The sequence below is a fragment of the Comamonas sp. B-9 genome, assembly GCF_000410635.1.
GTDB lineage: Bacteria > Pseudomonadota > Gammaproteobacteria > Burkholderiales > Burkholderiaceae_C > Comamonas.
In genome coordinates this window covers 1-11,677 of record NZ_KE148601.1, presented here as the reverse complement: position 1 = coordinate 11,677, position 11,677 = coordinate 1, and the positions used below count along the sequence as shown (strand labels likewise).

Genomic DNA, 11,677 nt, shown 5'->3' with positions numbered 1-11,677 from the left:
CTTAGCGACTCTAAGCCCTCCGTCTTTTTTCACGCTCAAGTGGACTGCGCCTGAGTCGGTTCTGCCTGCACGGGCGGCAAGGTCTCCTCACGCGCCAGCAGCTGGCGGATCTGCACCGCATCCTGCTGCAGCTGGCCGGCCAGAATGCGCGCCGTGGCCAGGCGCCGCATCAGCCAGGGAATGAGTTGGTCGCGGTCTTCCGGGCCGGGCACGCGCTCGGGCGCCGGCATCTTGGAGGGGCGCTGGGCCTCGGCATCGCCCGCAGTCGGCAACGGCGGCGCCTGCAGCAGGCAGGCATCGATGATGGCAGCGGTATCCTGGAGCTGCTGCACCGCAAACGGCGACGGCGTCTGGCCCCGGCGCATCATCAGCATGATCTTGACCGAGGACATCTGGCCCAGCAGCTGGTAGCAATGGGCCTGGAACAGCTCGAGCGCCTGCAGCGGCGGCTGCACGGCACGCGGCTCCTTGAGCGAGCGGTCAACGGCCTGCACCAGCGCCGACAGGCTGTCATAGGCCTCGCGCCGAGCCAGGCGCCAGGCCAGCTCGGGCGCATTGTCCACGGCCTGCAACTGGTCCACCGCCAGCGACGTGCTGGCATGCGCGGCCTGGGCCTTGAGCACCCGCTGCACCAGCGCCGGCAGCTGCGAGCGCTCCCAGGACGGCAGCACATAGGCAAAGGCCCAGGCAATGCCGGTGCCGATCAAGGTATCGACCACGCGCTCGAACATATGGAAGGTGGTGCTGCCTCCGGCATGCAGCATATGCGCCTGCACCAGGCCCAGCACCGTCGCGCCCATCGCGGTGAACAGGTAGCGGCGCAGCGCAAAGCCGTGCGAGACGCCCTGGGCCAGCGTCAGGCACAGAATCAACCCCAGTGGTGACAGATGCGCCGACAAAATCGCCAGCGCCGCCACGCAGCCCAGCAAGGTACCCAGCACCCGCACCGTGCGCCGCTCCAGGGTCTGCGCCAGGCTGCCGCGCAGCACCACCACAATCGTCAGCAGCACCCAGTAGGCATGGGCATTCCAGGGCAGGACCTGCACCACCAGGTAGCCCACCGCAATGGCCAGTGCCGCGCGGATGGCATGGCGCAGCGGTGGCGCATCCCAGCTCATCAGGCCCTTGAACGGCGTCCAGGACCAGGCAGTCGGGCTGACAAACATCTGCCAGCTGGCGCGTACCACGGCCAGATCGGGCTCGACCTCGTCGCGGCCCAGGCCGATCAAGCGGTTGACCTCTTCATGGATGCGCACAATGCGCTCGCTCAGCTCGCGTGACAGCGCCTGGGGCGAGACGTCCGTGTCGTAGTGGTCGGGCAGCGATTCCTCGAGCCGCTGCGCGGGCAGCTTGCTGGCCATCTGCATGGGGCGCAGCAAGGCGTCCAGGTTGCTCATCGCGCGGGGCTTGCGGCCCAGCAGCAGGCTGTCGGCCAGGTGCACCACCTCCATCGCCAGGGCGCGCAGCATGGCCTGCTGGGCCAGCAGCATCGGCGCCTGCTCGGGCGACTTGCGCAGATGCTCCAGGTCCAGCTCGCAGGCGAGCAGGTGGTCGCGGATCTCCAGCATCTGCATCAGCATGCCGGCCAGGCGCTGGCGGCGCGGCGTGCGCGGGCTCTCCAGCACAATGTCGCGGGCCGACTGCAGCTGGTCGGCAAAGGCCGCGTGCCGGGCCATCAGCTGGCCCATGTGCTGCTGGGGTGCGCCGCCACGCGAGAACTTGCCAAAATTGCGGTCGGCCAGGTTGTCGCCATAGGCCTCGCCATCGACCGACTCCCCTTCCAGCCCGACATGGCGGGCCGCCTCGGGCAGCACCATGCGCGCCTGCTCCAGCATCAGGGCAGCGAGCGACAGCACGGTATCGGCGATGAACTGCACGCGGTAGCGAAAATTGAGCAAGGTGTTGGCGATGACCGCATACACCAGGAACATGCCCGCGCCAATGCTGAAGAACATCGTCGACTCCGCCGCTGCGGCCAGCAGCTGCCCCTCGGCCGGTTTGGGCACCGACATGCCCAGCACCATGGCCAGCACCACCGCAATGGCAATCGGCGCGCCGCGCTTGCCCCAGGCCATCCACAAAAAGCCCAGAAAGGTCGACAGCACGGCCACCAGGCCCAACAGCACGAGGTGCTGGTGCATCAGCTGCACCATGAAAAACAGCGGCGCCCCCAGCAAGGGCGCAGGCAGCATGCGCCAGAACTTGCCTCGGCGTGGCGCCGGGTTGTCGACCACGATGGTGACGATGACCCCGACCGAGGCCGCCGCCGCATGCTGCGTGCCCCAGATCAGTTGCACCAGCGTGGTTACCAGAAAGAGGCCCAGCGCCACTTCCAGCCCGTTGAGCACATAGTGGTTGAGCAGGCCACGCTTGAACGTGCGCCAGCTGCGGTCGGAAGAGAAGTGCGCCATGGCAGAACAATACGAGAAATCAACACCCAAAGATGTCGGACAAATGATAGCCAACGCGGGCAGCTATCAAAACAGAAGCGCAAAGCTTCTTGCAAACGCTTGCATTCTGCCCCCGCCCGCTGCAGCGTGCCAGCAACAAAAAAGCCCGCAGCAGCGGGCTCTAGGGCATGAGGTCTATCAAGACACGACCAGGTGTTCGGGAGACATATAGCACTGGCGCCATTCTTCAAAGGGCACCGTGTCCGCCGCTTCCATGTCCTTTTGCGCTTTGATCGACTCGGCCGCACGCTGCTGGTACTTGGCCGTCAGCGCATCGCTCCAGGGGCGGGCGAGGGTCTGCTCGCGGGCCCATTGCGACTGGGCGGCGCCAAAGGCCTTGAACGAGGTGCCAAACTGCTCGCTGACCACCGCCAGCACCTGGGCCGATGGTGTTTGCTCGGGGTGGGCCAGCAGATGCTGGGATTGCTGGAGCGCCTCGCTGTAGTCCTGCGTGCCATGGGCCTGGTCCAGCGCCGCCGCAATGGGCTGGCAGGCTTGCAGCACTTCTTGGGCCCAGTCGGTCAGCAGCACTTCCTTGCCCTGGCGCTGCAAGTTCAGGCCCGGCTCGCGGCCGCGCTCGGCCACCATGTGCTGGTTGTGCTTCATCTCGGCGATTTCAGCGGGCGAATCGGGTGGGCTGTCGCTCAGCAGGCAATGCAGCAAGAAGACATCGAGCAAGCGCATCGTCGGGGCCGAGATGCCCATGCTGTCAAACGGATTGATGTCCATCAAGCGCACTTCGACATACTCGACACCGCGCTCGCGCAGCGCATGCAGCGGGCGCTCGCCGCGCTGCACCGTGCGCTTGGGGCGGATGGTGCCGTAGAACTCGTTTTCGATCTGCAGCAGGCTGGTGCCCAGCTGGTTGTACTCGCCGCCCGGGTTGATCACACCCACTTTTTCATAGGCTGGATACGGCTGGGTCAAGGCGCCATAGAGCGAATCGGCATAGCCCTTGAGGTCGTTGTAGCTGACGCTGATCGAGGCCTGGGCATCGCTTTGGTAGCCCAGGCGCCCCATGCGCAGCGAGGTTGCATGGGGCAGGTGCAGGGCACCCTGGCCATCGCCCAGCGGCTGCAGCTGGTGCGGGCGGCCCTGCACAAAGCAAGGACAGAGCACGGGCGACGCGCCAAAGAGATAAAGCAGCAAAAAGGCTTCGCGGCGGAAATTGCGGATCAGACCAAAATAGGCCTCGCTGCTCACGCCTGGCATCGACCAGTTGTAGTGGATGCCCGAGATGGTCTGCATGCGGCGGCCATAGCGGTGGCCCAGGCCCATGCGGTAGATGCTTTTGGAGCGGCCAATGTGCGAGGTGCCATAGCGCCCCAGCGGAATGGTCTCGTCCGAAGGCAGCGAGCAAGGCATGCTCGAGATCCACAGCCGCTCGTCATTGGCTTGCAGAACCTGGTAGACGTACTGGTGCACCTCGGAGAGCTCATCGAGGCAGGCCTGCACGCCCTGGTGCACGCCGGTGATGATCTCGATCTGCGACTCGCTGAAATCGGTCGTGATGCTGCTGTGCGTCAGCGCCGAGCCCAAAGCGGCCGGATGCGGCGTGAGCGCCAGCGCCCCCTCGTCGGTCACGCGCAAGCCTTCTTTCTCGATGCCTCGCCCAATGCCCAGCAGGCGCTGGGTGCCGATGGCATCAATGCGTTCTTGGATATGGTTCATCTGCGTTGTTCTTGTCTAAGCCGGGCTGCACGATAGCAGGTTGCCCGGCGACTGGCAGAGTATTGCACGCTCAGCCTGACCGGGCTTCGGGATTTAGCCCGATAGCCGCAGCACGCCTTGGTAAGAACGTGTAGCGATCGCCCGCGCTGTTGTTTTCTGCACTGCAAAAAAAGCCCGGCACCTGGGCACCGGGGGACCAGGCCCAACACCCAGCGCGGGCCGGCGCCTTAGAACCTGTTCAAGGTCTCTACGCAACCGCGTTGGAGTGCAATCGGGATGAGTTCGAAGGGATGGAACGTAGCTTGCACCGGGGTGCAAGCAAGGGCCAGCGCGCAGAAATCGCCCGATTTCACTCCAACCCGTAGGGACAGTGGCTTTGCGGGCGGTCTGCGTTGTTGCAAATCCTCGCAATAGCTGGGCTATTGCTGCGGTATTGCGCCTAGCCTCCCATCCCGCAAAGACACTGTCGCGGTACGAGGAGACTTTGAACAGGTTCTTAATGCAGCTTTTGCTGGGCCTTGCGGATTTCCAGGTCGCCCTGCACAAAACCGTTGTCCGGCACGATATCGCCCTGGCGGTCGGTCAGCTCGGCCCATTGCTGGGCCAGGTGGGCATCCATCTCGTCGACCGGTACGCTGTCGGCGCTCAGGTGCAGCCCGCGCGTCATCGTGATGTGCGAGGCCTCGAAGCTGCCAGCGCCTGCACACAGGATGGTCCGTGTGGGCGCGCTCTCATGCACCAGCGCCAGCATGGCCGGGCTCACCAGCTCGGGCCGCAGTGCGCGCAGCATCTCGGGCGCCAGCAGGCCGTCGGTCATGCGCGTGGCGGCCGTGGGCGCGAGCGCATTCACATGGATGTTGTACTTGGCCCCTTCCAGCGCCAGGGTCTGCATCAGGCCCACCAGTGCCATCTTGGCGGCGGCATAGTTGCTCTGGCCAAAGTTGCCAAACAGGCCCGATGACGAGGTCGTCACCAGAATGCGGCCGTAGTGGGCTGCCTGCATGAAGGGCCACACGGCCTTGCAGCAATGCACGCTGCCCATCAGATGCACTTCCAGCACGGCGCGGAAGTCGTCCATCTCCATCTTGGCAAAGCTCTTGTCGCGCAAGGTGCCGGCATTGTTGACCAGCACATCGACCTGGCCCCAGCGCTCGACCACCTGGGCCACCATGGCCTGCACCGCCGGCCAGTCGGTCACCGAGGCATGGCTGGCCATGGCAACGCCGCCCAGCGCCTCGATCTCGCGCACCACCTTCTCGGCCGCTGACGAGTTACCCTGCCCGTCCACCGCGCCGCCCGGGTCATTGACCAGCACCTTGGCCCCGCGCCGGGCCAGCGCCAACGCATGTTCACGCCCCAGCCCGCCGCCGGCCCCCGTCACAATCGCTACCTTGTCGCTGAAATCCAAACCCATACGTTCGCACCTTTACACCATGCGGGCGCTTGTGCCGCCCAATGTTGGAAGAGGCTTGCAGCCCCGGATGCATTCGCACTGTACGTGTTCACATTTGCTTTGCGCGCCGCTTGGGCGACAGACGCGGGGGCGACAATGCAGGGCTGCGGCCAGCGCCGCGCTAGGGTTATCCCGAAAATGGCTGAACAACCATGTGGATAACTGCGCATCGCGGGCCATTTAACCCGCTAAGCCCATGTTTTTATTAGCCGCGTGTTACATTGCCCGCAATTTCAGCAAAACTGGCCTCATCCTTGCTACCTGGCAGCAGTGCTTACCACACTTGGCTGGGAAGCTATGGTTTTGATATGGCCTTCAGGATCCACACCCCATGCCCATCACCCCCGAGCTCTACAACGCCCAGATCGACAACGAAGAAATCCAGGTCGATGCCTGGGCAGACACGCCGCTGCTGCAGTCGCTGGAAGAAGGCGGCGTGGACTGGCCCAGCTCCTGCCGCAATGGCACCTGCCGCACCTGTGTGGGCCGATTGAAATCGGGCAGTGTGCACTACGAGATTGAATGGCCCGGGCTCAGCGCCGAGGACAAGGAAGCGGGCTGCATCCTGCCCTGCGTGGCCTACCCGGATGGCAATGTGGTGCTGATGCGTGGCGAGTATTGACCCGCTGCGCCAGTCCCCAGAAGCGCCAAAGCCGCCCAGCCGGGGAGCAGCTGGTCTAAAATTGGGGTTTTTACTGTCTCACGCGCCGCAGATCTGCGCGCAGACACGACACAAGTTCTTTAAAGGCATTCCATGAGCAGCCCCCTGACCCCTGCGCCGATCTCTCCGGTGGAGGACATTGTTGCCGAGATGCGCGCTGGCCGCATGGTCGTTCTGGTCGATGAAGCCGACCGCGAGAACGAAGGTGACCTGGTGCTGGCCTCCGACCATGTCACCCCGGAAGCCATCAACTTCATGGCCAAGTGGGGCCGGGGCCTCATCTGCCTGACCCTGACCCGCGAGCGCTGCGAGCGCCTGCAGCTGCGCCAGATGACCGCCAACAATGGCGCTCCGCTGTCCACCGCGTTCACCGTCTCCATCGAGGCGGCCGAAGGCGTGACCACCGGCATCTCCGCCGCAGACCGCGCCCGCACCGTGCAGGCCGCTGTGGCCGCCAATGCCCAGGCCAGCGATCTGGTGCAGCCCGGCCATATCTTCCCGCTGCAAGCGGTGGACGGCGGCGTGCTGATGCGTGCCGGCCATACCGAAGCCGGTTGCGACCTGGCGCGCCTGGCGGGCTGCTCGCCCTCTTCCGTCATCTGCGAAGTGATGAAGGACGATGGCACCATGGCCCGCCTGCCCGATCTGCAGCTGTTCTGCGCCGAGCACGGCATCAAGATCGGCACCATTGCCGACCTGATCGAATACCGCAGCCGCCACGAATCGCTGGTCGAGCGCATCAGCAGCCGCCCGCTGCAAACGACGCATGGCGAATTCACCGCCCACCTCTACCAGGACCATGCCAGCCACGCGGTGCACATGGCCCTGGTCAAGGGCAGCGTGCAGACGGACAGCGATGTGCCCGTGCGCGTGCACGAGCCGCTGTCGGTGATGGATCTGCTCGAGACCGGCCGCGCGATGCACAGCTGGACCTTGGACGCGAGCCTGGCCTATTTGCAGCAGCAAAGCTGCGGCGTGGCCGTGCTGCTCAACTGCAATGAAAGCGCCTCGCAGCTGATCCGCCAGTTCGACGGCAAGGCGCGCGCTGCGCAAGCACCCGAGCGGGGCCGCATGGACCTGCGCACCTACGGCATCGGCGCCCAGATCCTGCGCGACTGCGGCGTGCAGAAGATGCGCCTGCTGGGCGCGCCCCGCCGCCTGCCCAGCATGGCCGGCTACGGGCTTGAGATCACCGGATACATCAACAAGGAATAAGCAGCATGTTTGGAGCAGAAAAAGGCAGTGCCATCAACCTGGACGGCAGCGCGCTCGCCATCGGCATTGTGCAGGCCCGGTTCAACGAAAGCATCACCGACAGCCTGGCCCAGGCCTGCCTGCAGGAGCTGGCCGCCATGGGCGTGCAAGCCGAGAACATCCGCCATGTCAAAGTACCCGGCGCACTCGAAGTGCCCGTGGCACTGCAGGCCATGGCTGAATCCGAAGAGTTCGATGCGCTGATTGCGCTGGGCTGCATCATCCGCGGCGAAACCTACCACTTTGAACTGGTGGCCAACGAATCAGGCGCTGGCGTCACCCGCATCGGCCTGGATTTCCAGATTCCCGTGGCCAACGCCATCCTCACCACTGAAAACGAAGCCCAGGCCATTGCCCGCCAGATCGACAAGGGGCGCGATGCCGCCATCGTCGCTGTCGAGATGGCCAATCTGCTGAAAACACTATGAACGAAAACGACCAGAGCGACTCCTCCTCCAGCCAGCGCCCTCCGCGCCAGGCCCGCAAGGGTCTGACCTCCACCGGCGCGCGCAAGGCCGCCTCCAAGTCCACCCGCAGCCGCTCGCGTGAGTTCGCACTGCAGGCGCTCTACCAGTACATCCTGAGCGGCAACAGCGCCACCGAGATCGACCTGTTCACGCGCGACCTGGCGGGCTTTCACAAGGCCGATGCCGCCCACTACGACGCCCTGCTGCACGGCTGCATCGAGGCGGCCGAGCAGCTCAATGCGCAGATCCTGCCCCATCTGGACCGCAAGATGGAAGAGATCTCGCCCATCGAGCATGCCTGCATGTGGATTGGCGTCTATGAGTTCCAGCACTGCCTGGATGTCCCATGGCGCGTGGTCATCAACGAGAGCATCGAGCTGGCCAAGGAATTTGGCGGCACCGACGGCTACAAGTATGTGAACGCCGTGCTCAACGCGCTGGCCCCGAGCTTGCGCGCCGTCGAAGTGGCTGCTGACCGCAACAACGCGGCCTGATCGCCCTGACAACCGATGCCCATGCCTGCGCGCTGGCATCGGTTTTTTCTAAGGGCTTAGCCGCTGCCAGTTATACTTTTGATAGCACACTCCGTGCTTGCCCATATGCCGCCAACGCTGTGGGAGCCCTCTGATCCAAGCTGAAGACCATGAAAATCGCCACCCGAGCCGAGCGCATTGAGCCGTTTTATGTGATGGAGGTCGCCAAGGCCGCCCAGACACTGGCGGCCCAGGTGGCGGGCAGCGCGGAGCCGATGATCTTCCTGAACATCGGCGAGCCGGATTTCACCGCACCACCGCTGGTGCAGCAGGCCGCCGACCGCGCCATCCGCGAAGGCCGCACGCAGTACACCCCGGCGCTGGGCATCGAGCCCCTGCGCCAGGCGCTGTCTGACTGGTATAAGCAGCGCTTTGGCATCGATGTGCCGGCGCGCCGCATCGTCATCACCGCTGGCGCATCGGCTGCCTTGCAGCTCGTGTGCCTGTCGCTGATCGACGCCGGCGACGAGATCCTGATGCCCGACCCCAGCTACCCCTGCAACCGCCACTTTGTCAGCGCCGCAGAAGGCCAGGCCGTGCTGCTGCCAACGACGGCCGAGGAGCGCTTTCAGCTGAGCGCCGACAAGGTGCAGGCCGCCTGGAGCGACAAGACCCGTGGCGTGCTGCTGGCCTCGCCCTCCAACCCCACGGGCAGCTCGATTGCGCCGCAGGAGCTGCGCCGCATCCACGAGGTGGTCAAGGCCCGCGACGGCCTGACCATCATCGACGAAATCTACCTGGGCCTGTCCTATGACGAGGCCTTTGGCCAGACTGCGCTGGCGATCGATCACAACATCATCTCGATCAACAGCTTCAGCAAGTACTTCAACATGACCGGCTGGCGCCTGGGCTGGGCCGTGGTGCCCGAAGCCCTGGTGCCGGTGATCGAGCGCGTGGCGCAGAACCTGTTCATCTGCGCCAGCACGATTGCGCAACACGCGGCGCTGGCCTGCTTTGCGCCCGAGAGCATTGCCGAGTACGAGCGCCGCCGCGCCGAGTTCAAGGCCCGGCGCGATTACTTCATCCCGGCGCTCGAAGCGCTGGGCCTGCCGGTGCCGGTCGCACCCGATGGCGCTTTCTACGCCTGGGCCGATTGCACGCAAGCGGCCAAGAAGCTCGGTGTGGAAGGCTCCTGGGACTTTGCCTATGCGGTGATGGAGCGGGCCCACCTGGCCATCACGCCCGGGCGCGACTTTGGCAGCCATGACACCGGCCGCTTTGTGCGCTTTTCGACCGCCAACTCAATGGAGCAGCTGCAAGAGGCCATTGCACGGCTGCGCAAGCTGCTGGCCTGATGATGCAGACCGCTGCGCCTCGCCCACTGCCAGCCCCTCTGCAAGGGGTGCTGCGCAGCGCCACCCTTCAGCCACGCTATAAAGCCCCATTGAAAGGCGATAGCCATGGCCTTTGAGTTTCCCATCCGCATTTACTGGGAGGACACCGATGCCGGCGGCATCGTGTTCTACGCGAACTACCTCAAGTTCATGGAGCGGGGCCGCACCGAATGGCTGCGCTCGCTCGGGCTGGAGCAGCAGCGCCTGCGCGAGCAGGTGGGCGGCATGTTTGTGGTCAGCGAAGCCCATATCAAATATTTACAACCTGCACGTCTGGACGATGAACTCATCGTGACGGCAGCGCTCCAAGAGGCGGGGCGCGCTTCGATGCAGATCGCGCAGCGCGTGCTCTTAAAACAGAAGCAACCAACAGATACACCTCAGCTGCTGTGTGAGGGCACAATCCGTATCGGCTGGGTCGATGCCCTCAGCATGCGCCCGGCAAGAATTCCTCAATCCCTGATCCAAACCATCTCATGAATTCCCAAGAAATGTCCATTGCCAGCCTGGTCTTGCACGCCAGCTGGGTGGTGCAACTCGTGATGCTGATCCTGGTGGCCGCCTCGGTCGCCTGCTGGGCCACGATCCTGCGCAAGGTCGGCATGCTCAAAGCCATCAAGAACAAGAATGAGAGCTTCGAGAGCGACTTCTGGTCCGGCTCCAGCCTCAACGAACTCTACCAGAACGCGATGCACAACGTCAAAGCCTGCGGCCCGATGGAACGCATCTTTGCCAGCGGCATGCGCGAATACCAGAAACTGCGCGAACGCCACATCACCAACCCCGACACCCTGCTCGACGGCACCCGCCGCGCGATGCGCGCGAGCTTCCAGCGCGAAATGGACGAGATCGAATCGGGCCTGTCGCTGCTGGGCACCATCGGCTCGGTCTCCCCGTATGTCGGTCTCTTCGGCACGGTCTGGGGCGTGATGCATGCCTTCACCGGCTTTGCCAGCATGGAACAGATCACCCTGGCCACCGTCGCGCCCGGCATTGCCGAAGCGCTGGTGGCCACCGCCATGGGCCTGTTCGCGGCGATTCCCGCCGTGACCGCCTACAACCGCTTCTCCAGCGGCATTGACCGCATCGCCAGCCAGCAAGAAACCTTCATTGAAGAGTTCTCCAACATCTTGCAGCGCAACCTGGGTGCCCAGCCGCTGCACGCTGCGCACTAAATACAAAGGAAACAGCCATGCCGGCCGTCGCCTCTCGCGGAAAACGCAACCGCCGCACCGTCAACGAGATCAATATGGTGCCCTTCATCGACGTGATGCTGGTGCTGCTGATCATCTTCATGGTCACCGCCCCCATGCTCACGCCGGGCGCCATCAACCTGCCCAAGGCAGGCAAGAGCGAGCGCCCCCCCACCAAGAACATCGCCCATGTGCTGCTGGACAAGGACGGCTCGATCCAGCTCAAGACCGGCAATGTCACGCAGGCCGTGGCCGCGGGCGACCTGGCCGACCGGGCCAAGGCCTGGCAAGCGGACAACCCGCCTGAGGACAGCGCCATGCTCATCGTGGCGGACAAGGACCTGGCCTACCAGAAGGTGATCGATGCCATGTCGACCTTGCAGAAGGCCGGTGTCAAACGTGTCGCCCTGCAAGTGGCTGGTGGCAGCCAGTAAGAAGAGTGTCCATGTCTCCTCGTCAAGAGCGCGATCAGCTTGCCCCTCCCAAACCTCCGTCGCGGACCAAGTCCTGGACCGTGGCGGCTGCGGCCCACCTGCTGGTGGTCGTCGCCCTGCTGTGGACGGTGCGCAACCCGCGCGACAGCGACCAGCCCTCGGTCGAGGCCGAGCTGTGGGCGCCCACCAATGAGCAGGCGGCGCCCGCGCCGCTGACGCCGCCCCCG

11 protein-coding genes and 1 pseudogene are annotated in these 11,677 nt (G+C 64.6%); 9 read left to right on the top strand and 3 right to left on the bottom strand.

Annotated features, from left to right (window positions below; translation table 11 throughout):
- Positions 1-35 precede the first annotated feature (35 nt).
- The 3 genes from H928_RS28125 to H928_RS0115415 all read right to left on the bottom strand — a co-directional run bounded on the left by H928_RS28125 (position 36) and on the right by H928_RS0115415 (position 5,535).
- Positions 36-2,411 carry an FUSC family protein gene (locus H928_RS28125; protein ID WP_021027314.1) on the bottom strand — a complete coding sequence of 792 codons (2,376 nt, stop codon included), beginning with the start codon at positions 2,409-2,411 and terminating at the stop codon, positions 36-38.
- A gap of 177 nt (positions 2,412-2,588) precedes the next feature.
- Complete coding sequence (gene gshA, locus H928_RS0115420; RefSeq protein WP_021027313.1) at positions 2,589-4,121, bottom strand: glutamate--cysteine ligase; 1,533 nt, start codon at positions 4,119-4,121, stop codon at positions 2,589-2,591.
- 496 nt (positions 4,122-4,617) lie between these two features.
- On the bottom strand, positions 4,618-5,535 hold the full coding sequence (locus tag H928_RS0115415) for an SDR family NAD(P)-dependent oxidoreductase (RefSeq protein ID WP_021027312.1): 918 nt from the start codon (positions 5,533-5,535) through the stop codon (positions 4,618-4,620).
- Positions 5,536-5,905: 370 nt separating this feature from the next.
- Between H928_RS0115415 and H928_RS0115410 the strand changes: the two genes are divergently transcribed.
- The 9 genes and pseudogenes from H928_RS0115410 to H928_RS31650 all read left to right on the top strand — a co-directional run.
- Entirely contained in the window at positions 5,906-6,196 is a 291-nt protein-coding gene (locus tag H928_RS0115410) for a 2Fe-2S iron-sulfur cluster binding domain-containing protein (protein ID WP_021027311.1), read from the top strand.
- Positions 6,197-6,328: 132 nt separating this feature from the next.
- Complete coding sequence (gene ribBA, locus H928_RS0115405) at positions 6,329-7,450, top strand: bifunctional 3,4-dihydroxy-2-butanone-4-phosphate synthase/GTP cyclohydrolase II (protein WP_021027310.1); 1,122 nt, start codon at positions 6,329-6,331, stop codon at positions 7,448-7,450.
- 5 nt (positions 7,451-7,455) lie between these two features.
- Entirely contained in the window at positions 7,456-7,917 is a 462-nt protein-coding gene (ribH, locus tag H928_RS0115400) for a 6,7-dimethyl-8-ribityllumazine synthase (RefSeq protein WP_021027309.1), read from the top strand.
- Positions 7,914-8,450: a transcription antitermination factor NusB gene (gene nusB, locus H928_RS0115395; RefSeq protein WP_021027308.1), complete on the top strand. Its 537-nt coding sequence runs from the start codon at positions 7,914-7,916 to the stop codon at positions 8,448-8,450. Before ribH ends, nusB begins: the two co-directional genes overlap by 4 nt.
- Positions 8,451-8,599: 149 nt before the next feature.
- Positions 8,600-9,784, top strand: a complete 1,185-nt coding sequence (locus H928_RS0115390) for a pyridoxal phosphate-dependent aminotransferase (RefSeq protein ID WP_021027307.1) — start codon at positions 8,600-8,602, stop codon at positions 9,782-9,784.
- A gap of 105 nt (positions 9,785-9,889) precedes the next feature.
- Positions 9,890-10,303 carry a tol-pal system-associated acyl-CoA thioesterase gene (gene ybgC, locus H928_RS0115385; RefSeq protein ID WP_021027306.1) on the top strand — a complete coding sequence of 138 codons (414 nt, stop codon included), beginning with the start codon at positions 9,890-9,892 and terminating at the stop codon, positions 10,301-10,303.
- Entirely contained in the window at positions 10,300-10,998 is a 699-nt protein-coding gene (tolQ, locus tag H928_RS0115380; RefSeq protein ID WP_021027305.1) for a protein TolQ, read from the top strand. Before ybgC ends, tolQ begins: the two co-directional genes overlap by 4 nt.
- A 17-nt stretch (positions 10,999-11,015) precedes the next feature.
- Positions 11,016-11,450: an ExbD/TolR family protein gene (locus tag H928_RS0115375; RefSeq protein WP_021027304.1), complete on the top strand. Its 435-nt coding sequence runs from the start codon at positions 11,016-11,018 to the stop codon at positions 11,448-11,450.
- 11 nt (positions 11,451-11,461) lie between these two features.
- Positions 11,462-11,677: pseudogene (locus tag H928_RS31650) on the top strand (protein TolA); the annotation flags it as partial.